This window comes from Planobispora longispora (assembly GCF_016863135.1).
In the GTDB taxonomy this organism is placed as follows: domain Bacteria; phylum Actinomycetota; class Actinomycetes; order Streptosporangiales; family Streptosporangiaceae; genus Planobispora; species Planobispora longispora.
The window spans coordinates 44,699-65,722 of record NZ_BOOH01000048.1 but is presented as its reverse complement, the minus strand read 5'-3'; the positions used below and the strand labels follow the sequence as shown (position 1 = coordinate 65,722).

The window sequence follows — 21,024 nt, the reverse complement described above, 5'->3', positions numbered from 1 at the left end:
CGACGCCCCGCGGCCGGCACGGCCCCGTCATCGGCCGGGCTCGGCCTCACCGGCCTGGCGGAGCGGGTGCGCCTGGCCGGTGGCGAGCTCGAGTACGGCGAGCGGCCTGACCGGTCGTTCGCGGTGCACGCGAGGCTGCCGTGGCCGGCGTGACGAGGGTGCGGGTGATCGTCGTCGACGACCCCTGGTGCGGGCCGGGCTGCGGATGATCCTCGACGACGCGCCCGACATCGACGTGGTGGCCGAGGCGTCGGACGGCCGGCAGGCGCTCGACGTCGTCGCACGCGAGCGGCCCGACGTCGTCCTGATGGACATCCGGATGCCCCACATGGACGGCCTCACCGCCACCCGCAGGCTGCGCGAGCGCTCGGCCGCTGCTCTCTCCCAGCGTCACGAGCCGCCTCATCGCGACCGTCACCAGGCCGGCCGACGGCTCGCGGCGGCTGAGGGGCTCGCGAACAGCGAGATCGCCGACTCGCTCCACATGGGCGTCGCGACGGTCAAAACGCACGTCGGGAACGTGTTCGCCAAACTGGAGGTCACCAACCGCGTCCAGGTGGCCCGCTACGTCCACGATGCCGATCTCGAAACCCCGCCCGCCTGACCCGGCCGGGTCAGGCGGAGCTCCGCGGCGATCTCCCCGGGGATTCACGCGTGGGCGGGCTCGGCGACCTCTTCGGGGATCTCCTTCGGCACGCCCCGCAGGGCGTACAGCGCGGCCGCCGAGAGCACCAGCAGGATGCCCGCGCCGGTGAGCACGGTCGTCTGCATGCCGTCGACGAACGCCTGGCGGGCCGCCGCGGTGAGGGCGGAGGCGAGGTCCGACGGGAGCGTCGCGGCGGCGCTCAGGGCGGCGCTCAGAGTCTCCCCGGCCGGTACGGCGACGCCGGCGGGCAGACCGGCGGGGAGGGTGAGGCCGGCGCTGTAGGCGCTGTTCAGCACGGTGCCGAGGACGGCGATGCCCAGGGCGCCGCCCATCTCGGTGGCGGTCTCGGAGATGGCGGCGGCCGCGCCCGCCCGCTCCCGGGGCGCGCTGGCGATGATGGTGTCGTTGACCACGGCGAAGGTCAGGCCGATGCCCGTGCTGGTGATGATCATCGCGACGACCAGGTAGGCGTAGTCGAGCTCCAGGCCGGTCCGGCTGTACAGGGCGAACCCCGCGGCGGCCAGGGCCATGCCGAGCGCGACCACCCCGGCCCGGCCCAGCCGGGAGATCAGCGGAGCCGCGGCCGCCCCGCCGATGCCCGCCCCCACCCCGCCGGGCAGCCCCGCCAGCCCCGCGGTCAGCGGGGACCAGCCCAGGACGAGCTGGAAGTACTGGGCGAAGATGAGCGACATCGAGAGCATCGCGAACATGGCGATCATCGCGGAGCCGACGGACGCGGAGAAGGCGCGGTTGCGGAACAGCCGGACGTCGATGAGCGGCTCGGCCAGCCGGGTCTGCCGCCGGACGAACACGGCGAGCGTGACGACGCCGAGCACGGTCGCGACGATCACCGGGGCCTGGCCGACGCCCCCGTGGGCGGCCTCCTTCAGCGCGTAGATGAACGCGATCACGCCGATGACGGAGAGCGGCACGCTCACCGGGTCGATCCGGCCGGGGTTCGGGTTGCGCGACTCGGGCAGCACGGCCAGGCCGGTCAGCAGGATCACCAGGACCACCGGCACGTTGACCAGGAACACCGACCCCCACCAGAACTCGTTCAGCAGCGCGCCGCCCACCACGGGACCCAGGGCGAAGCCCGCCGCGCCGATGCTGCTCCAGACGCCCACCGCGGTGGTCCGCTCCTTGGAGTCGGTGAACACGTTGCGGATCAACGAGAGCGTCGAGGGCATGATGGTGGCGCCCGCCACGCCGAGCAGCGCCCGGGCCGCGATCAGCAGCTCCGCGTTCGGCGCGTAGGCCGTCACCAGGGAGGCGGCGCCGAACGCGGCGGTGCCGATCAGCAGCAGCCGCCTGCGGCCGATCCGGTCGCCCAGGTTGCCCATGGTCACCAGCAGTCCGGCCAGCGCGAAGCCGTACACGTCGGCGATCCACAGCAGCTGGGGCGCCGACGGGTTCAGGTCCGCGGTCAACATGGGCGTGGCCAGGTGAAGCACGGTCAGGTCGACGGAGAGCATCAGCATGGCCAGGCACGCGATCACCAGCGTGCCCCACTTGCGGGAGTCGTTTCTCATGACCACAGCGTCGCCGGCGGTGCTGACCGATCACTCACCGAGCGCTGACAGCTGCTCGCCGATGACGGTCAGCGCCGGCTGCGGCGGGCCGCCGAGAGCGCTCCTGTCCCACCGGACCAGTCGGGAGCCGCGCGCGCGGGCGGCGTCGCAGGCGGTCTCGCCGATCCGGTCGCGGCACCACGCGCTCACCCGGGCCACGTCGGGATCCCCCGCGAGCTGGGAGCCGCGCAGCGCCGCGCCGACGCCGAGCAGCAGCGCCGCCCGCTCGGCGTCGTCCTTCAGCATCGCCACCCCCGCCAGGCCCTCGGCGACGCGGGCCGTCACGGCCATGTTGCGGTCGCCGGACCCGACCGCGAGCGCCCGTCGGTGACAGGCGAGGGCCTCGGCGGCGTCGCCCTCCGCCACGGCGATCCACCCGAGCCCGACGTACACGAGCAGGCGCGTCTGGTCGGCGTCGAACCACCCCGCCGAGCACTTCTCCAGGGCCGCCTCGCACCGGCGGCGCGCCTCGCGCAGGTCGCCGCGGAAGCGGGCGAGCTCGCCGAATCCGAGCCACGCTCCGGCCACCAGCTCCCAGGCGCCGGCCTGACGCCCGAGCTCCTCCACCCGCTCGTAGTCGTCGCGGGCCCCCTCCAGGTCCCCGTCCCGCGCCCGGCCGTCGGCGCGGCGCCGGAGCAGCTCGGCCACGTCGATGGTGGCGCCGATCTGCTCGGCCAGGCCGAGTGCCTCGTCGGCGAGCGCGACGGACCTGGCCCGGTCTCCCCGCCAGTCGGCGAGGTCGGCCATCCCGGAGAGCGTCTGCGCCAGGCCCCAGCGGTCACCGATGGCGCGGAAGTCCGCGAGGGCGATGGCGAAGTCGTGCTCGGCCGCCACCGGGTCGCCCTCGAAGAGCTGGAAGTAGCCCCAGCCGAAACGGCTGATCGCCCGCATCCAGGGCTCCATCTTCAGCTGCTCCCACCGGTCCATCAGCCCCAGGGCGGTCTGCCGCTCCGGAGGGCCGGCGACCATCGCCCACAAGACGCTGACGAAGGGCTGCCGGGGCATGGCCTCCCGCTCGGTCATGATCTTCTGGGTGGCCGCCAGATGCGCGTCCAGCTCGGAGCCGTGGTCACCGCCCGCGGCGACGGTCATCACGCATAGCGCGTACTCGTCGGCGAGATCCGGGGGCGGGACGGAGCCGATCATCCTCAGCAGCGCGCGGGCCGGCGCCACGCCCTCGCTGCGCAGCCCGCGCAGCCACCAGTAGCAGACCAGGGCCGACATCAGCCGCAGCGCGCGGCCGACGTCGGCGTCCCCGACCGTACGGCGCAGCGCGGCGTGCAGGTTGTCCCGCTCGGCGTCCAGCCGGGCCAGCCACTCCAGCTGCTCGGCCCGGCGCAGATGCGGGTCGGCGGTCTCGGCGAAGTCCAGGAAGTGGTCGGCGTGCGCCCGGCGCAGCCGCTCGGCCTCCCCGGCCGCGGCGAGCTGCCCGGCGCAGAAGGCGCGGATCGTCTCCAGCATCCGGTACCGGCCCCCGGCCACCTCCACCAGCGACTTGTCCACCAGCGAGGCCAGCACCCCGTCGGTGTCGCCCACCGCGCACACCCGCTCGGCCGCCGCGAGCGTGGCCCCTCCGGCGAAGACCGTCAGCCGCCGGGCCAGCGCGCGCTCCTCGTCCTCCAGCAGCTCCCAGCTCCACTCCACCACCGCGCGCAAGGTGCGATGCCGGGGCTGGGCGGTCCGGCTGCCGCGCGACAGCAGCCCGAACCGGTCGTCCAGCCGGGACACCACCTCGTCCAGGGTCAGCGAGCGCAGCCGGGCCGCGGCCAGCTCGATGGCCAGCGGCAGCCCGTCCAGGGCGCGGCAGATCCGGGCGACGGTCGGGGCGGCGGCCGCGTCCAGCGTGAAGTCCGGCCGCACCGCCCGTGCCCGCTCGGCGAACAACCGCACCGCGGCGGCCTGCTCCGGGGCCTCGCCCGGCTCGGGCAGGGCGAGGGGCGGGACGGGACGCAGGCTCTCGCCGGTGATGCCCAGCGCCTCGCGGCTGGTGGCCAGGATCCGCAACCGGGGGCAGGCGCCCAGCAGCCGGTCGGCCAGCGCGGCGGCCGCGTCGATCACGTGCTCGCAGTTGTCCAGGACCAGCAGGACCTCCCGGCCGGTCAGTGCCGCGACCAGCCTCTCCACCGGGTCGGGCGCGCTCGGCTGCGCGCCCGCCCCGGTGAGCACGCCGGTCTCGTGGACGCCGAGGGCGCCGAGCACCGCCTGCGGCACCTCCGTCCCGCCGCCCAGGGGCGCCAGCTCCACGAAGCAGGTGTCGCCGGGATGGTTCCCGGCGGCCTCGGCCGCCAGCCGGGTCTTGCCGGTGCCGCCGGGCCCGGTGAGAGTGACGAGCCTTCCCCCGCGGAGGAGGGCGCCGATCCGCTCCAGCTCCTCCGCCCGGCCGATCAGCGGGGTGAGGGGGGTGGGCACTCCCCGCCGGGAGACCGCGGGCGGGGACGGGGCTTCCGGGGGCGCGGGGGACGGGCCCGCCGGGGTTTCCGGCAGTGCGGGGGACGGGGCTTCCGGGGGTGCGGGGGACGGGTCCGCCGGGGCCGCCGCCTTCAGGGAGGGGTCGGCCCGCAGGATCGCGAGGTGGACCGCGGCCAGCTCGGCGGACGGGTCGGCGCCGAGCTCCTCGGCGAGCCGTCTGCGGCAGTCGTCGAAGACGGCGAGCGCGTCGGCCTGCCGGCCGGAGCCGTACAGCGCCCGCATGAGCTGACCGGCCAGCCGTTCCCGCAGGGGGTGGGCCCGCAGGAGCTCCCGCAGCCGCGGCACGAGATCGCGGTGCCCGCCGAGCGCCAGTCCGGCCTCCGCGTGGTCCTCGGCGGCGGTGACGCGCAGCTCCTCCAGCCGTACGGCCTGCGCCGCGGCGAAGGGCGCGTCTCCGGCGTCGGCCAGGGCCGGGCCGCGCCAGAGGCCGAGCGCCTCGTCGAGGGCGTCGGCGGCCCGCAGATGGTCTCCGGTGGCCAGGGCCGCGCGTCCCGCGGCGGCCAGCCGTTCGAAACGGTGGACGTCGACGTCGTCGGGGTCGACGGCGAGCAGGTAGCCCGCGGGGTGGTGCGTGATGAGCCCGCCCCCGTCGCCGAGCAGGCGCCGCAACCGGGAGACCAGGGCCTGGAGCGCGCCGCCGGGGCCGCCCGGCGGGGCTTCGCCGTACAGGCCGTCGACCAGCCGCTCGGCGGCCACCACCCGGCCCGCGTCCAGGAGCAGCATGGCCAGCAGGGCGCGCAGTCTCGGCCCGCCGACCGTGACGGGCCGCCCGCTGAGCCGGACCTCCAAGGGCCCCAGAACGCCGAACCACACAGGGTGGATTCTCTCAGGCGACGGGAGATCGCACGTCGCCTCCGGGGCAGGGGGGCCTTTCTCCGCCGGCCCCGCTAACGCGATGCGAATCGCATTAGTATGGCCATGTCGGACGGTGCCCACTGACGTGACGGAGACGGCCGTGTCGGAGACGCCCATCAAACGTCCCGGCGGACGCAGCGCCCGCGTCCGCGCGGCCGTACTCGACGCGACCCTGGCCGAGCTGACGGGCCGGGGATACGACGGGCTGACCGTGGAGGCCGTGGCGGTCCGCTCGGGGGTGCACAAGGCGACGCTCTACCGCAGGTGGGGCGGGGTGGACGGGCTCGTCGCCGACGTGCTCTCCCGCTCGGCCGGGCAGCCCTGGCAGGTCCCCGACACCGGCTCGCTCCGGGACGACCTGCGCGCGATCACCCATGAGGTCTACGCGGGCTTCACCGATCCCGGCCACGGCGTCACCCCCCGGAACGTGATCCTCGCCGCGCTCCGTTCCCCCCAGGGGCGCCAGGCGCTGACCGCCTTCTTCGAGGCCCGCCACGGGCAGGCCGCCGCGGTGGTGACCCGGTCGGTGGCACGCGGGGAGACCCCGGACGGAACCGACGGGGCCGACGTCGTGCGCACCGCCTGCGCCCCGCTGTACTACCGGCTGTTCGTCACCGGCGAGCCCCTCGACGAGCCCGCGGCGCACCGGGCCGCGGAGGCCGCGCTGGCCGCCGCCCGGGCCGGGGTCTTCGTGCCACGGCGTCCCGGCCGGGAGGACGGCTCCGGAGACGCGCGGTAGCGCCCCGGGAGGACGGTCCAGGAAAACGCGGAGAGCCGTGCGGGAGGGCATCCCGCACGGCTCGTCCGGTGGTGGGTCAGCGGCTGACGACCTCGGCGAAGTGGCAGGCCACCGGGTGGCCGTTGCCGCGGTCGACGAGGGCCGGCTCCTCGACGGCGCAGATCTCCTGAGCCTTCCAGCAGCGGGTGCGGAAGCGGCAGCCGCTCGGCGGGTTCAGCGGGCTGGGCACGTCACCGGTGAGGATGACGCGCTCGCGGGCCCGCTCCTCCTTCGGGTTGGCCATGGGGGCGGCCGACAGCAGCGCCTGCGTGTAGGGGTGGGCGGGCCGGTCGTAGAGATCGTCCCGGGGACCGGTCTCGACGATCTTCCCGAGGTACATCACCGCGACCCGGTCGGAGATGTGGCGGACCACCGACAGGTCGTGCGCGATGAACACGTAGGCCAGGCCGAGCCGGTCCTGCAGGTCCTCCAGCAGGTTCACCACGCCGGCCTGGACCGACACGTCCAGCGCCGAGACCGGCTCGTCCAGGATGAGCAGCTTCGGCTCCAGCGCCAGCGCGCGGGCGATGCCGACGCGCTGGCGCTGGCCGCCGGAGAACTCGTGCGGGTACCGGTTGCCGTGCTCGGGACTGAGCCCGACCAGGCGCAGCAGCTCGGCCACCCGCTCCGGGCCGCCGTCCTTCCACCGGTCGTGGACCTTCAGCGGCTCGGCGACGATGTCGTTGACCGGCAGCTTCGGGTTGAGCGAGGCGTAGGGGTCCTGGAAGACGATCTGCATGTCGCGGCGGACCGGCCGCATCTGCTTGGCCGACAGGCCGACCAGTTCCTTGCCCTGGAAGCGGACCGAGCCCGCGGTGGGCTGGTGCAGCTGGAGGATCGCCCGGCCCGTCGTGGACTTGCCGCAGCCGGACTCGCCCACCACACCGAGGGTCTCACCCGCGTCGACGTGCAGGGACACCCCGCTGACGGCCTGGACCTGGGCCACCACCCGGCGCAGGAAACCGCCGCTGCGGACCGGGAAGTTCATCACCAGGTCCTGGACCTTGAGCAGGTGGTCGCCCGTGTCCGGCTCGCGCTGGGGCGCGGGCGTCTCCTCGGTCTTCACACTCATGCCACGGTCTCGCTCTCGGTACGGAAGAACACGGTGGGGTCCTCGGCCGCGGCCAGCTTGTCCCAGTGGTGACAGGCCGCGAAGTGCCCCCCGCTGTCGGTCTCGGCCAGTTGCGGCTCCTCGGTCCGGCAGATGTCCGTGGCGAGCGGGCAGCGCGGCGAGAAGGGGCAGCCGGTCGGCAGGTTGATCAGCGACGGGGGAGTGCCCTTGATCGGACGGAGCCGTGACCCGCCGCCCTCCAGCGACGGGATCGAACCGAGCAGGCCCGCGGTGTACGGCATGCGGGGCTCCTCGAACACCGGGTCGGTGTCGCCGAGCTCGACGGGGCGCCCGGCGTACATGACCAGCACCCGGTGGGCCATGCCCGCGATCACGCCCAGGTCGTGCGTGATGAGCACGATGGCGGCGTTGACCGCGTCCTTGACCTCCAGGAGCTTCTCCAGGATCTGCGCCTGGACGGTCACGTCGAGGGCCGTGGTCGGCTCGTCGGCGATGATGATGTCCGGGTTGTTGATGACCGCCATGGCGATCATCGCGCGCTGGCGCATGCCGCCGGAGAACTCGTGCGGGTAGCTGCGCAGCCGCGCCTCGGCCTGCGGGATGCCGACCAGGTCGAGCATCTCCCTGGCCCGGGCCAGCGCGGTCTTGCGCGGCATCAGCTCGTGCGCGAGCACCGCCTCGGCGAGCTGGTCGCCGATCGTGTGGACCGGGTTCAGCGCCGTCATCGGGTCCTGGAAGATCATCGCGATCTTCCGTCCGCGCAGGCCCCGCTGCTTGCGCGGCGACATCTTCAGCATGTCGTCGCCGCGGAAGAGGATCCGGCCCTTGATCCGGGCGCTCTTGGGCAGCAGGCCCATGACCGCGAGGGAGGACACGGACTTGCCGGAGCCGGACTCGCCGACGATGCCGAGCACCTCGCGCTCGCGCAGGCCGTAGGAGACGCCCCGGACCGCGTGGACCACGCCGTCCTCGGTGGGGAACTCCACGGTCAGGTTCTCGACCCGGAGGATCTCCTCGTGCGAGGGCGGGCGCACGGCGTCCAGGGTCAGGCCGACGTGCACCTCCTCGGCGGAGTCGAGGATCTGGCCGGACGCCGCCGCGGCGGCGGGGTCGTCGAAGACGTGCGGGTCGACCGCGTGGGGCTCGATCGGCACGTTCGGAGGAGTCGTCATCAGGCACGCACCCTGGTCTGTCGGGGGTCGAAGGCGTCGCGCAGGCCGTCGCCGATGAAGTTGATCGAGAGTGCGATGGCGATGATGAAGATACCCGGCCACCAGAACAGCCAGGGACGGGTCACCATCGCGGTGCGGTACTCGTTGATCAGCTGTCCGAGCGAGGTGTCCGGCGCCTGGACGCCGAGACCGAGGAAGGACAGAGCCGACTCCAGCAGCACCGCGTTCGCCACCGACAGCGTCGCGGCGACGATGATCACGCCCACGGTGTTCGGCAGGATGTGACGGAAGATGATCCGGGACGCGGAGGTGCCGACCGCGCGGGCCGCCTCGACGAACTCCTTCTCGCGCAGGGAGAGGAACTCGCCGCGCAGCAGCCGGGCCATGCTCGGCCAGATCACCAGCCCGATGAAGGTGCCGAGCAGCAGGACGCCGCTGTCACCGAAGCGGCGGCCGACGACGGCCGCGATCACCAGGACGGGGATGGTGATCATCACGTCGGTGAAGCGCATGAGGACGGACTCGGTCTTGCCCCGGTAGTAGCCGGCCACGGCGCCGACGAGAGTGCCGACACTGGTGGCGACGACGGCGACCAGGAAGGCGACGATGATCGACTGCTGGGCGCCGCGCATGGTCTTGGCGAAGTAGTCGACGCCGATGTCGTCCTGGCCGAACGGGTGCTCGCCGAGACGGATGCCGCTCCCGCCGAGGAACTCGGGGACCACGCTGAGGGTCGGCTTGCCCTGGTTCACCAGGGCGCCGGTGGCCAGATAGCTCTTGTCCCACCATCCGGAGACGCCCAGGAAGCCGATCGAGCTGAACGACAACAGGAGGACGAGACCGAAGATGATCATTCCGGCGAGGGCGGCGCGGTGCCGGAAGAAGCGGCGGCGGACCATCTGCGCCTGGGTGCGGGCGACGATGGTCATGCCCTGAGCCGCTCCGGTGTTCGACTCGGGTGCCTGCGCGCTGAGTGTCATGGGTGGTTCTCCGATGCTTTCACGACAGCCGGATGCGCGGGTCGAGGTAGGCGTAGAGGATGTCGGCGATCATGTTGCAGACGACGATCGCGGTACCGGTGACGAGGAAGAACGCCATCACCGGCCCCGGGTCCACCTCGTACAGCCCCTTGGTGAACAGGAAGCCCATGCCGCGCCAGCCGAACACGGTCTCGGTGACCACGGCGCCGCCGATCACTCCCGCGAAGTCGAAGGCCATCAGTGTGGTGATCGGGATGAGCCCGTTGCGGAAGGCGTGCTTGACCACGACGGTCCGCTCCGGCAGGCCCTTGGCGCGGGCCGTACGGACGTAGTCCTGGTTCATGACCTCCAGCATGCTCGCCCGGCTGTAGCGGGTGTAGGTCGCCAGCGAGATCAGGATGAGCGCCATGCTCGGCAGCAGCAGGTGACCGGCGGAGTCCAGGCTCGTCTGCCAGAAGTCGCCGCTGTAGTTGGGGGTGCGGGCGCCGATGGTGGAGATCGGGCGGCCCCGCACGGAGGCGCTGTAGGAGGCGAACGACTGGAGCATCCGGTCGAGGAAGACCATCCCGCCGGTGAACAATCCGGTCAGCACCGTCGCGGTGATCGCCTGACGGCGCTGCAGGCCGCCGAACGCGTAGCCCAGGCCGACGCAGACCGCGACGGTCAGCAGCACCAGCCCGCCGATCTCCAGCCAGGTCGGGTTGGTCAGAATCGGCGACAGCACCTGCGAGGACAGGGCGCCGATCACCGCTGCGGCGAGGGTCGCGTACAGCGGGCCGCGGTACTGCAGCCCGGCGGCCAGGGCGGTGAAGCCGACGGCGGCGGCCAGGCCGAAGGCGAGGATCAGGGGCAGGCCCAGGGCGGGGTCGGCGAACCAGCGGGTCACCGACAGGAGCGTGAACAGCGCGCCGCTGATCAGGAAGCCGATGCCGAAGGCGAACAGGCGCCGCTTGCGCTCGCCCACGGTGAGCGCGCCGAAGATCAGGCCGCCGAGGAGCGCCAGCATCCCGATGACGGTGGGGGGGATGACCGGGTCCTTCAGCCAGTTGTTGAACTCGATCGCCATGTACTGCTTGAGCATTACCGCCACCCAGAAAAGCGGTAGCGAGAAGCAGACGAAGGCTGCGAAAGTGACGGTGTAGTCGAAACCGCTGTACTGGCGGAGCGCCGAGGTGATGCCGACCACGATGCCGATGGTGATCGCCAGCACGGTGGCGGCGAGCACGAGCTGGAGCGTCGCGGAGAGCGCGTCGGCCAGCAGGGTGGCGACGTCCTGGCCGTCGCGGTTCACGCCCAGGGAGCCGCGGGCGAGGTTGCCGAGCCAGTTCAGGTAGCGCAGCGGGATCGGGAGGTCGAGCTGCATGCGCTCGCTCCGATCGGCGATCTTCTGCGCCTTGTTGGGGCTGTTGTCCTGGCGTAGGTCCTCCAACGGGTCGCCCGCGAGCGCCGTGAGGACGTAGATGATGAAGGTCGCCGCCAGGAGGACGAAGAACGAGATGACCAGTCTCCGCACGATGAAGACGATCACTTCGTCACCTCCCGTTCTTGTGAAGAGGAGACTACGTGGCTCAGGGCCGGGATCGGGAGGGCTTGTGGCCCCCTCGGTCCCGGCCCCGGGTGTCCGTCGCGCTCCGCCGGCCTGAGGGGCGGCCGGCGGAGCGGGGAATCGGATCTAGCTGATGGTCCGATCCGGATCTAGCTGATGGCCCACTGGTCCATGTTCCAGGCGATGCCCGCCTGGGTCGGGTTCGGGACCACGCCGGTGACACCCTCCGACCACGCGGTCAGGTTCGGGTTCTCGTAGAGCGGGATGGTGGCCAGGTCCTGCCACATGAGCTTCTCGGCCTCGGCCAGCAGCGGAACCTGAGCGGCCTGGTCGGTCGTGACGTTGACCTTGTTCAGCAGCTCGTCCACCTTCTTGTTGGAGTAGCAGCCGTTGTTGTTGCCCTTGTTCTCGCTGTCGCACTTCTTGGGCGTGACGTAGGTCGAGGTGCTGCTGCTGACCAGGTCGGAGCCGATCCAGCCGAAGAGGGCGACGTCATAGGTGTTGTTGGCCAGGCCGTTGCCGAAGAAGTCCTCGGCGCCGTTGTCCTTGATCTTGAAGCCGGCCTTGTTGCAGGAGTCGGCGATCAGCTGGACGACGGAGGTGCGGCGCGGGTTCGGGCTCTGGTAGCCGATCTTGACCTCGAGGCCGGTCTTGCCGGCCTTCTCCAGCAGGGCCTTGGCGCCCTCGATGTCGACCTGGTCGTACTTCTTCTCCTCGCCGCCGATGCCGGCGACGATCTCCGGGTAGCGGGCCTGGGTGCTGGCGGTGATGCGGGCCTGCAGGATCTTCGCGTTCGGGTTGATCGGCTTGATCAGGTTGTCCACGATGAGCTGCCGCGGCACGCACTTGGCGAACGCCTCGCGCAGGTTGCGGTCCTTGAAGGGGCTGGAGTCGAAGTTGAAGTCGAGGTGGTCGTAGAAGAACTGGTCACCACTCTTGACCGTCACGCCCTCCAGGGCGTTGAGCTGGTTGAGGACGTCCGGACCCGGCTGCGGGTAGACGATGTTGACCTCACCGTTCTGCAGCGCCTGCGCCTGCTGGTCCAGGGCGATGAAGCGCTCGACGATCGTCTGGGTCTTCGGCTTGGTGCCCCAGTACTTGTCGTTGGCGGCGAAGGTGAGCGACTGGCCGACGTCCCACTTGGCGAGCTTGTACGGGCCGGACGAGGGGATCAGGTCCTCGCTGAGGAGCCCGCCCTTCATGACCCAGCCGTCGTTGTAGAACTTGATGGCGTCGGCGAGCTTCTTGTCATCGGCCTTCTTGACGGCCTCGATGAACTCCTCCTCCGAGATGTTGCCCTTCTTCTCCACGACGTGGGCGGGCATGATCTGCCCCTGGGCGTAGAGGGCGCCGTGCCAGTCGGCGAACGGCTCGGAGTAGGTGTGCGTGATCTCCTTGCCGCCCTTCTCGCAGTCGGGGGTGGAGGTCAGGTCCCAGCCGGTGGTGCCGGCGGTGGAGAAGCCCTTGACCTTGCCCGAGTTCGCGGCCCAGGCGAGCATCAGGTCGTCACAGTCGATCGGAGTCCCGTCCGACCAGACGGCGGCGGGGTTGATCGTGTACTTGACCGTCAGCGGGTCGTCGGAGACCTTCTCGTAAGAACCGAAGTCCTTGTTGGGGGTCACCGCGCCGTCGCCGCCGAAGTACCAGAAACCGGTCAGCACTCGCTGCAGCGGGCCGTTGTTGCGAGCGGCGTTCTCCGCACCGGTGTTGCCGTTGTAGGAGCTGAACTCCTGGTCGTAGGCGTAGGTGACGGTCGTCGCCGCCGCGGGAGCCGATGCCGAGCCCGACGCGTTCGGGTTGGCCGCGTTGTTGTCATTGCCCGCACATGCGGTGAGGAGGAGTGCACCTCCCGCAACCGCTGCTAGAAACTTGCCAGATGTCCGCGTGTGGAACACGGCAGCACTCCTTCAATTATCCGGTTTGAGGTCAGCCGCCAGCTATGGTCGAACAAAGCTGAGCACCATGACTCTGTTCTGGACAAGTAGGACGACAGGGGTGTTGCAGACCTGAGACCGGCAGCGTCCCAACCTGTAACAAACTCGGGCGTGAAGCCTGAAACACCGCAATAGGTGAGGATCAGGAAAAACGTAACGTTTGCCCGAATCGTCCCAGTATTTGAGATGACAGAGAGTAGTTTAGCAGGGATGCACGGTGATGATCTTCGCGCTCTGGGCAGTGATTTCATCGCCGGGACCTCCGGCGACGGGCGGATCATTCCTGACGCTCCGTGACCAGAGGGTGCGGGCCCGGCTTTTCGCCCTCCAGGAGGGCGCGCTTTCGTCGCGCTGCCGCCCGTGGGTATGGAGAAACCCCTGAAAGGGCCTTCTGGCAGCAATTTCGCGCCAAGCAAGGGTATGGTCGATGGTTAATGGTGGAATCATCCTATGTGTCGGGTTTTTGTGGGAACCATGCCGCATATCTCCCTCTGCCGGTCTTCTCCCTCCGCCGGTCCTCTCTTCCCCGCCGGTCCTCGCCCGGCTCGCGGCCGCCTTCCCGCCTCCGGGCGCCGGTGGCCGGTGCCCCGGGCCCCCTCCGGCATGGGCATCCTTGGAGGCATGACGGATCAGCGTGAAGGCGTGGCGGCTCAGAAGGTGCTCCCCCTGGTGGTGCGGATCGAGCGGGCCGCCCCGCCCGAGAGGACCGACGCCCTGGAGGCGGCGGCGCTGGCCGTGCTGTCGCTGCTGGCCGACCCCCGGGCGCTGGACGGCGGCGAATGGGCCGGGGCGGTGCGCGACTGGGAGAACATCGGGATCAGGAAGGTCGTACGGCGGGCCCGCGGGGCCGAATGGCGGCGGGCGCTCGACCTGCCGGGGATCACGGTCGCGCACCGCACCGCGGAGGTCCACGTCCATCCGCCGATCCCGCTGGACGCCTGGCCCAGGGACCTGGCCAGGCTCCAGGTCTCCGGGACCGACCTGGCCGACTCCGCCGCGCCCGGCCTCCCCGGGGACGGTGAGGTGGTGCTCTGGCTGAACCCGGATCTGTCGATGTCGGCGGGCAAGGCCATGGCCCAGGCGGGGCACGCGGCTCAGCTCGCCTGGTGGGCCGGGAGTGAGGACGCGCGACGGGAGTGGCGGGAGCGGGGGTTCGCGCTCGCCGTACGGACCGCCTCCCCGGAGAAGTGGGCCGCGCTGAGCGGGATGGACCTCCCGACGGTGCGGGACGCCGGGTTCACCGAGATCGAGCCCGGCTCGCGCACCGTCGTCGCGGACGCCCCGTGGTTGCGCGGAGAGGGCTTCCGCCCCGCGGGGTCCGGGCCGCTGCGATCGTCCTGACCATGGGGAACAGGGGATGAGGAAGGCACTCGTTCCCGAAGTGTGATGGGGATGGCGCGCGCGAAAACGGGATTTGTCGTACGCTCCCGAGCGTGCTGGATGGGTCGGGCGGTACTCAGGGGACTCGGGGGACGGATGTCGCTCCGACAGATGAAGCTGCCGGGACCGGCGAACCCGAGATGACCGGCACCCCTCCCAGGACACCTCCTGCGCCCGCCGCGGGGGCGCCTCTCAAGCGTTCCTTCATCGGCGACCTGCGGATGAAGGTGATCTACCGCATTCTCGCGGTGGCCGTCGCGCTGGTCGTGGCGGCGGCCGCCGTCGTGGCCGGACTCGTGTGGTCCGGCTCCGCGGAGCAACCGGGCGAGGAGAGGCCGGGGCAGATCGCCGCGCCATCTACCGCGGCCCCCTCGTCCGGTCCCGCCTCGTCCGCCGCCACGACCACGGCGGCGGCCAGCCCCACGGCTGCGAGTCCCACGCCGGAGAGCAGTCCCACGCCGGACGGCAGCGCGGTGAAGGCGGCGCTGGCCGACCCGCGGGTGCCCGAGCTGCCCGCCGACAAGCGGCTCGGCCGTCTCCCCGGGAAGGCGTACTCCACCAAGAGCCGCGTCCGCGACGAGAAGTCCGGTGTGTCGCTGATCCGGTTCGGCAAACCGTGGAAGCCCTACGGCGCCTCTCCCTTCGCCACCCGGCAGGTGCTGCCGGCGGCGCGCGGCGCCGGGCACCGGGCGATGCTGGTGAGCTGCCCGGTCCCGACCCTGGTGCAGGCCACGCCGAAGGACACCGCGCTCCTCGCGGCCCGCTGGACGCTCAACCACCACCCGGAGGGCGGCCGGATCAGCTGGGTCGCCTCCCAGCCGACCGAGGACGGCTGGCTGCTCGCCTACAAGGTCGTGTACAAGGTGAAGGGCAAGACCCGCTCCTCCATGGCCGCCGTCGCGCTGACCGAGGTCTCCGGCAAGAAACCCGCTCTGGTCTTCATGACGATCCCCGACTCCCAGCGCGCGCGCTGGCGCGACATCAACACCGCGATGGCGTCGATCAGCCCGATCTGATCCGGACGGGGCGTCGATCAGCCCGACGTGACCCGGACGGGGCGGGGAGCGGCCCGGAACCGGCGGGCGGGAACGGCGCCCATCGGTAAGCTGGGCCGACGTGACCCAGATCGTTCTCGCCTCCGCGTCCCCCGCCCGCCTCGCCCTGCTCCGCAGCGCCGGGATCGACCCCAAAGTGATCGTCAGCGGTGTGGACGAGGAAGCCGTCACCGCCGACACCCCGGCCGCCCTCTGCCTCACCCTGGCCAGGGCGAAGGCGGCGGTCGTGGCGCGGGATCTCGACGGCGCCCTGGTCATCGGCTGTGACTCGATGCTGGAACTCGACGGCAGGGCCTACGGCAAGCCGTCCTCCGCGGAGGACGCCGTCGCCCGCTGGCGGAGCATGCGCGGCCGGAGCGGCCGCCTCCTCACCGGCCACTGCGTGATCGACACCTCGACCGGCAGGGAGGTCTCCGAGGTCGCCGCCACGACCGTCCGCTTCGGCACCCCCTCGGACGACGAGATCGCCGCCTACGTCGAGTCCGGAGAGCCCCTCAAGGTCGCCGGGGCCTTCACCCTGGACGGCCTCGGCGGCTGGTTCGTCGACGGCATCGACGGCGACCACGGCAACGTCCTGGGCATCTCCCTCCCCCTCCTGCGCCGTCTCTTCGCGGCCCTGGACGTCACCGTCCCCTCCCTCTGGCAGCGCCCCTGACGCCCCCACCCCTCCCGCCGCCAGTCCGCCCCTCCGGCGCCGGTACGGCGGGTCGCGGTGCGGTGGCGTCCGGCGCCGTCGCGCGGTGACCAGCCGATCCCGATAGCCTTCACGACATGGGTGTAATCCGCTCCTTCAAGGACGGCATCGGCTTTTTCTTCCAGGGACTGCGCTGGGTGGCACGGCACCCCCGGTGGTGGCTGTTCGGGCTCGTCCCGGCGCTGATCGTGTTCGTCCTGTACGCCGTGGGGCTCTACTTCCTCGGAGTCAACGCGGGCGGGCTGGCCGAGTGGGCGACACCCTTCGCCGACGGATGGGCCGAGGCGGCCAGGACCACCTTCCGGTTCCTGATCGGCGTGGTCTTCTTCGGCGCCGGGCTCGTGCTGGCCGTGGTGACCTTCGCCGCGGTGACCCTCGTCCTCGGCGAGCCGTTCTACGAGAAGCTCTCCGAAAAGGTGGAGGAGACCTACGGCGAGGTGCCTCGGGGCCACGAACTGCCGCTGTGGCGGTCGATCCTCAGGTCGATCAAGGACAGCCTGGTCACCCTCGGCTACCTGTTGTTGTTCACGATCCCGCTGTTCTTCCTCGGGTTCGTGCCGGTGATCGGGCAGACGGTGGTGCCGGTGCTCGGCGCCATGGTCTCCGGGTTCTTCCTGACCGTGGAGCTGACCGCCCTCGCCATGGAGCGCAGGGGACTGGCGCGGAAGAACCGTTTCGCCGTGCTCCGCGCGAACAGGGCCTTCGCTCTCGGGTTCGGCGTCATCCTCTTCCTGCTCTTCCTCATCCCGCTGGGAGCGGTGATCGCGATGCCCGCCGCCGTCGCGGGCGCGGCCATCATGGTCCGGGTACGGCTGGCGCCCGCCGCCGCCGCGTCCGGGGCTCTGCCGCCGGGGCATCTCCCGCCGGGGCGTTTCCCGGCCGGACAGCGCCCGGCGGGGAACATCCCGCCCGGACAGTTCCCGCCCGGCAGTGTGCCGCCCGGGCATCTCCCGCAGGGCACGGTCCCGCCCGGACAGCGCCCGCCCGGGAACGTGCCGCCCGGGCAGTTCCCGCCGGGGGCTTTTCCACAGGGCCGCTGAGTCGCTGCCGATCGTCCACAGGGCCCCCGGAACGGGGAAACGCCATGGCCGGATTCGGCCAGACTTCCGGCCATGGCAACCGACACCCCTGACCCGCGGGCCCCCGTCCCGCCAGCTCATGATCCTCAAGTTCATGATCCGCAGGCGCCTGACCTGCGGGCCGCGGATTCGCCGGTTCCGGATCCGCCTTCCTCTGATCGGCACGCCCCGGGTCTGAGTGCTCCGTCCTCGAACGCCCCGGCGGCATGGCCCGGCCTCCTGCTCGGCTCCACGGAGGACCTCCTCGGGGCGGTGCCCTATCTCCTGGGGTTCCATCCCGCCGACAGCCTCGTCGTGATCGGCCTGAAGGGCACGCCTCCCCGAGGCCGCCTGCATCTCACCGCCCGATGGGACCTGCCGCTGGCCGTCCCGGGCTCCGGCCGGATCGTGTCACTGCTCGACAAGGAAGAGATCACGAGGGCCGTCGTCGTGGGCTACGGCCCGGGGTCGCTGGTGACCCCGGCGGCCGACGCGGTCATCACGTCGTTCCGGGAGAGCCGGATCACGCTCCTCGACGTGCTCCGGGTGGAGGACGGACGTTACTGGTCCTACCTCTGCTCGCGCGCCGACTGCTGCCCGCCCGCGGGCCTGCCGTACGACCGGGAGAACAGTGTGATCGCAGCCCAGGCCACGGTGCACGGGCTGGTCGCCCTGCCCGATCGTGCCGCGCTGGAGCGCTCGCTGGCTCCCCTCGGCGGTCCTGAGCGGGTGGCCATGAGCCGGGTCACCGCCCGTGTGCTGGAAGAACTGCGCGGCCGGCTCGCCGAATGCGGCGACGCGGACAGGTTCGCGGCGGAGTTCGTCGCGGACGGGATAGCCCGGGTGCGCGAGGCCGTCGCGGCCTATGCCGCGGGCGGACGGCTCGACGACGAGCGAGCGGCCAGACTCGGCATCGATCTCGCGGTGATCCGGGTCCGGGACGAGGCCTGGGCGCTGATCGCCGAGAAGGACCGCGAAGTCCACCACCGGCTCTGGCACGACCTCACCCGGCGGCTGGAGCCGGGATTCGCAGCCCCGGCCGCATCCCTGCTCGCCATGGCCGCCTGGTGCCGGGGCGACTCCGCCCTGGCGGGCATCGCCCTGGCCCGGGCCCGTGACGCCGATCCCGGTTACTCCATGGCCAATCTGCTCACGCAGGCCCTGCACCACATGCTCCCGCCGAGCGCGCTCAACGACAGGATGCCCAACTCGGAAGAGCTGGATCAGGAGATGGGCGACCCCAGAGCCTCCTGGCTGCTTCCGATGGCGGCCCTGTTGAGAGAGTCGCCCCCGGGCCCGATTTCGCTGGCCGGATGACGCCACCGTGTCCAGACGCTCCTGTACGGCGGCTCGTGGCCCGCGGACACCCCTCTTTTCTGGCACTCCGGGCTTCTCTGGCACCTCAGCTTCTCTGGGCGTCCGGCCGGAGATCAGCTCTCTTCGCGCTTGCGGCGCTCGTTGTAAGCCCGCATCCGGGGCGGATAACCGGTGAGCTGCACGTCGTAGACCGGGAGAGCGAGGCCGCGGGCGATCTTGCTGATCACCGCGGGGGAGCCGACTCGGCGCCGGGTCCACTCACCGTCGTCGGCCACGGCGACAGCCGTGGTGTCCGTGGCGAAGGTCTCCGGTTCGACGTAGAACTCCACACCCCGCCGCGACTTCGCGAAGGCGATGAGCGCCTCGATGTCGGCGTCGTTCGCCTCACGATCGAACTTGGCGATCTTCGGCCCACGCAGACGCCTCAAACCATAGCGATCCCGCCATCTCATGCTCCTTTTTATACATCCCTAAGGCATTCCATGGCGGATTCCATGGTGGACTCCAGGGAGGACTCTAGGGGACAGGTAGGGGAGAACCCGGATGTGCCGGACACCCACGTGAGACGAACATGGAGGTCACAGCGACGAAAGGGAGTTCGGTCCCATGGCAGGCACAGCGACACCGCCGGTGAACCCATGGCACGGGGGCGTTCCGGCAGCGGGCCCGAGGCCGGGCTACGCCGATCTCAGGGTGAGCAACCAGGACCGTGAGCAGGTGGTCGAGCACGTCAAGGCCGCCTACGCGGAAGGGCGGCTGGACAAGCTCGAGTTCGACGACCGGCTGGAGCGGGCGATGACGGCCCGGGTCCACGGCGACCTCATGCCGATCATGCACGAGCTGTACGGCTCCCGCCAGCCCACGCCGTACCCGCCCCCGCGGAGTTCGGCGCTCCCGGCCTCCAGCTACGGCGGCGGTCTCGGATGCGGCCGGGCGCGGGCGGACAGCGGCGGAGACCGCGTGGGCGCGGCGGCGGCTCACCTGCTCCCGCTGACCGGCCTGGTCGTATTCGGACCTCTGATCATGCTGCTGGCGGCGGGCAAGACCTCCCCCTACATCCGCAAGCACGCGGTGGAGGCGCTCAACTTCCAGCTGACCCTGATCGGCGCCTCCATACTGCTCGGGATCACATTCGTCGGAGCCGTGCTGATCCCCGTGCTCTGGGTCGCGGGTGTGGTGCTGTCCATCGTCGGCGGTGTGGCGGCCCTCGGAGAGGGAGGGTTCCGCTACCCGTTCACCGTGCGGTTGGTGAAATAGCCCCGCTTCCTGGTCATGTCGCCGCCGCGGGGGAGGCCGGCACCAGGAGGAAAGCCGCGGCGGCCGCCCCGAGGGTGAGGGCGCAGGCGACGTTGAGGGCGAGGGGCAGACCCGCCAGCTCGCCCAGGGCGGGGCCGGCGAACGCGCCGGCCATCGTCGCGGCGGCCTCGGCGGTGAGGAACGCCGCGCTGACGCGGCCGAGGAGCGCGGGCGGGCTGACCCGCTGCAGCCATGTCTGCAGGGCGACCAGCACCGTGACGCCGGGGACGCCGAGCAGGAGCGCCGCGGTCAGCGCCATGGGCAGCGACCGGGCGTTGAACATCATGAAGAACGCGATCGCGACGAGGACCTGGCCGCCTGTGATCGTGGTCCGCGCGGGGAACCGGTCGACGATCCTCCGGCTGACCGGGGCGCCGAGCAGGAAACCGGCGCTCAGCGCCGACAACATCCAGCCCACCTGCGTGCCGTCGCCGAGGAAGGTCGCCGCGAACGGCACCAGCAGCGCGGTGAGCGCCGCGTTCGCCGCCAGGTAGAGGCCGCCGGTGATCATCAGGGCGCGGGTGGCGGCGGACCGGTGGAGGTGGCGCAGCCCGTCGCGCAGTTCGTCCAGGGGACGCCGGTGAGAGTGCCGGCCGCGGGGATGCGGCCGGGTGGACGCGATCGTCACGGCGGAGACCAGATAGCCCACGGCGGCGACCGTGACGACGGCGCCGATGCCGAAGGCGGAGAACAGCGCGGCGCCGAGCGGGGCCGCTCCCAGCCCGATGACGCCGGAGGCGACGGCATTGGCCGCGTTCGCGGCGGCCAGCGTGGATCCGGTGCCGACGACGGCGGGGGTGTGCGCCTGGGCCGCCGGGCGGAACAGCACCGCCGCCGTTCCCTCGGCGAGCACCGCCAGGTAGATGAGCCCGACGGTGTCGGGGGTGCGGGCGAACACGATCAGACAGACGGCTGCCGCGCGGGCGAGGTCGGTACCGGTCATGAGGCGCCGGCGGTCCCACCGGTCGGCCAGGACTCCGGCGAACGGCCCCAGCAGCAGGACCGGGAGATACTCCACGGCCAGGGTGAAACCGGTCACCAGCACCGAACCGGTCACCGCGTACACGTGGGCGGGAACCGCGACGACCAGGAGCCCCGCGGCGAGAGTGGCGCTGAGCCGTGCCGTCCACAGCAGCCGGAAGTCTCGCACTCGCAGGGCCCGCAGCATGCTTCCCCTCACTCTTTCCTGTGAGGATAGAAT

General features: G+C 71.6%; 17 protein-coding genes. 8 read left to right on the top strand and 9 right to left on the bottom strand.

Annotated features, from left to right (window positions below; genetic code table 11):
- Window positions 1-205: 205 nt before the first annotated feature.
- Window positions 206-604 (top strand): response regulator transcription factor, encoded by a 399-nt coding sequence (locus Plo01_RS28745; RefSeq protein WP_203893842.1) that lies wholly within the window; start codon window positions 206-208, stop codon window positions 602-604.
- 44 nt (window positions 605-648) lie between these two features.
- On the opposite strand, the gene Plo01_RS28740 is transcribed toward Plo01_RS28745, so the two are convergent.
- Both Plo01_RS28740 and Plo01_RS28735 read right to left on the bottom strand, forming a co-directional pair.
- The gene (locus tag Plo01_RS28740) at window positions 649-2,178 is read right to left on the bottom strand and encodes an MFS transporter (RefSeq protein WP_203893841.1); all 1,530 of its coding nucleotides are present in this window, start codon (window positions 2,176-2,178) and stop codon (window positions 649-651) included.
- A gap of 30 nt (window positions 2,179-2,208) precedes the next feature.
- A complete protein-coding gene (locus Plo01_RS28735; protein WP_203893840.1) occupies window positions 2,209-5,499 on the bottom strand; it encodes an AfsR/SARP family transcriptional regulator in 3,291 nt (1,096 codons plus the stop codon).
- Between the two features lie 142 nt (window positions 5,500-5,641).
- Between Plo01_RS28735 and Plo01_RS28730 the strand changes: the two genes are divergently transcribed.
- A complete protein-coding gene (locus Plo01_RS28730) occupies window positions 5,642-6,280 on the top strand; it encodes a TetR/AcrR family transcriptional regulator (RefSeq protein WP_239317251.1) in 639 nt (212 codons plus the stop codon).
- Window positions 6,281-6,356: 76 nt separating this feature from the next.
- Here the strand turns inward: Plo01_RS28730 and Plo01_RS41245 are convergent, their stop codons facing one another.
- From Plo01_RS41245 to Plo01_RS28705, 5 genes are all read right to left on the bottom strand, one after another.
- On the bottom strand, window positions 6,357-7,391 hold the full coding sequence (locus Plo01_RS41245; protein ID WP_203893838.1) for an ABC transporter ATP-binding protein: 1,035 nt from the start codon (window positions 7,389-7,391) through the stop codon (window positions 6,357-6,359).
- Window positions 7,388-8,563 (bottom strand): ABC transporter ATP-binding protein, encoded by a 1,176-nt coding sequence (locus tag Plo01_RS41240; protein WP_203893837.1) that lies wholly within the window; start codon window positions 8,561-8,563, stop codon window positions 7,388-7,390. The genes Plo01_RS41245 and Plo01_RS41240 overlap by 4 nt, the downstream gene beginning before the upstream one ends.
- Window positions 8,563-9,543 carry an ABC transporter permease gene (locus Plo01_RS28715; RefSeq protein WP_203893836.1) on the bottom strand — a complete coding sequence of 327 codons (981 nt, stop codon included), beginning with the start codon at window positions 9,541-9,543 and terminating at the stop codon, window positions 8,563-8,565. Before Plo01_RS28715 ends, Plo01_RS41240 begins: the two co-directional genes overlap by 1 nt.
- A 19-nt stretch (window positions 9,544-9,562) precedes the next feature.
- On the bottom strand, window positions 9,563-11,071 hold the full coding sequence (locus tag Plo01_RS28710; RefSeq protein ID WP_203893835.1) for an ABC transporter permease subunit: 1,509 nt from the start codon (window positions 11,069-11,071) through the stop codon (window positions 9,563-9,565).
- A 167-nt stretch (window positions 11,072-11,238) separates the two neighbouring features.
- Complete coding sequence (locus Plo01_RS28705) at window positions 11,239-12,984, bottom strand: ABC transporter family substrate-binding protein (protein WP_203893834.1); 1,746 nt, start codon at window positions 12,982-12,984, stop codon at window positions 11,239-11,241.
- A gap of 660 nt (window positions 12,985-13,644) precedes the next feature.
- On the opposite strand from Plo01_RS28705, the gene Plo01_RS28700 reads away from it, so the two are divergent.
- From Plo01_RS28700 to Plo01_RS28680, 5 genes are all read left to right on the top strand, one after another.
- The gene (locus Plo01_RS28700; protein ID WP_239317249.1) at window positions 13,645-14,364 is read left to right on the top strand and encodes a peptidyl-tRNA hydrolase; all 720 of its coding nucleotides are present in this window, start codon (window positions 13,645-13,647) and stop codon (window positions 14,362-14,364) included.
- Between the two features lie 179 nt (window positions 14,365-14,543).
- A complete protein-coding gene (locus Plo01_RS28695) occupies window positions 14,544-15,419 on the top strand; it encodes a hypothetical protein (RefSeq protein WP_203893833.1) in 876 nt (291 codons plus the stop codon).
- A 100-nt stretch (window positions 15,420-15,519) separates the two neighbouring features.
- On the top strand, window positions 15,520-16,113 hold the full coding sequence (locus Plo01_RS28690; RefSeq protein WP_203893832.1) for a Maf family protein: 594 nt from the start codon (window positions 15,520-15,522) through the stop codon (window positions 16,111-16,113).
- Window positions 16,114-16,229: 116 nt separating this feature from the next.
- Window positions 16,230-17,192 (top strand): EI24 domain-containing protein, encoded by a 963-nt coding sequence (locus Plo01_RS28685; protein WP_239317247.1) that lies wholly within the window; start codon window positions 16,230-16,232, stop codon window positions 17,190-17,192.
- A 213-nt stretch (window positions 17,193-17,405) separates the two neighbouring features.
- Complete coding sequence (locus tag Plo01_RS28680; protein ID WP_275415433.1) at window positions 17,406-18,527, top strand: DUF4192 domain-containing protein; 1,122 nt, start codon at window positions 17,406-17,408, stop codon at window positions 18,525-18,527.
- 113 nt (window positions 18,528-18,640) lie between these two features.
- Here Plo01_RS28680 and Plo01_RS28675 read toward each other — a convergent pair whose 3' ends face one another.
- Window positions 18,641-18,979: a hypothetical protein gene (locus Plo01_RS28675; RefSeq protein ID WP_203893830.1), complete on the bottom strand. Its 339-nt coding sequence runs from the start codon at window positions 18,977-18,979 to the stop codon at window positions 18,641-18,643.
- A 241-nt stretch (window positions 18,980-19,220) separates the two neighbouring features.
- Here Plo01_RS28675 and Plo01_RS28670 point away from each other — a divergent pair, with 241 nt between their 5' ends.
- The gene (locus tag Plo01_RS28670) at window positions 19,221-19,784 is read left to right on the top strand and encodes a DUF1707 and DUF4870 domain-containing protein (protein ID WP_239317243.1); all 564 of its coding nucleotides are present in this window, start codon (window positions 19,221-19,223) and stop codon (window positions 19,782-19,784) included.
- A 13-nt stretch (window positions 19,785-19,797) separates the two neighbouring features.
- Here the strand turns inward: Plo01_RS28670 and Plo01_RS28665 are convergent, their stop codons facing one another.
- Entirely contained in the window at window positions 19,798-20,991 is a 1,194-nt protein-coding gene (locus Plo01_RS28665) for an MFS transporter (protein ID WP_203893828.1), read from the bottom strand.
- Between the last annotated feature and the right edge of the window lie 33 nt (window positions 20,992-21,024).

What these genes read in the sequence shown, in the direction of transcription:
- Plo01_RS28745 (WP_203893842.1), top strand. Translation starts at nt 206, where the DNA reads ATGATCCTCGACGACGCGCCCGACATCGACGTGGTGGCCGAGGCGTCG.
- Plo01_RS28740 (WP_203893841.1), bottom strand. Translation starts at nt 2,178, where the DNA reads ATGAGAAACGACTCCCGCAAGTGGGGCACGCTGGTGATCGCGTGCCTG.
- Plo01_RS41245 (WP_203893838.1), bottom strand. Translation starts at nt 7,391, where the DNA reads ATGAGTGTGAAGACCGAGGAGACGCCCGCGCCCCAGCGCGAGCCGGAC.
- Plo01_RS41240 (WP_203893837.1), bottom strand. Translation starts at nt 8,563, where the DNA reads ATGACGACTCCTCCGAACGTGCCGATCGAGCCCCACGCGGTCGACCCG.
- Plo01_RS28715 (WP_203893836.1), bottom strand. Translation starts at nt 9,543, where the DNA reads ATGACACTCAGCGCGCAGGCACCCGAGTCGAACACCGGAGCGGCTCAG.
- Plo01_RS28700 (WP_239317249.1), top strand. Translation starts at nt 13,645, where the DNA reads ATGACGGATCAGCGTGAAGGCGTGGCGGCTCAGAAGGTGCTCCCCCTG.
- Plo01_RS28695 (WP_203893833.1), top strand. Translation starts at nt 14,544, where the DNA reads ATGACCGGCACCCCTCCCAGGACACCTCCTGCGCCCGCCGCGGGGGCG.
- Plo01_RS28685 (WP_239317247.1), top strand. Translation starts at nt 16,230, where the DNA reads ATGGGTGTAATCCGCTCCTTCAAGGACGGCATCGGCTTTTTCTTCCAG.
- Plo01_RS28675 (WP_203893830.1), bottom strand. Translation starts at nt 18,979, where the DNA reads ATGAGATGGCGGGATCGCTATGGTTTGAGGCGTCTGCGTGGGCCGAAG.
- Plo01_RS28665 (WP_203893828.1), bottom strand. Translation starts at nt 20,991, where the DNA reads ATGCTGCGGGCCCTGCGAGTGCGAGACTTCCGGCTGCTGTGGACGGCA.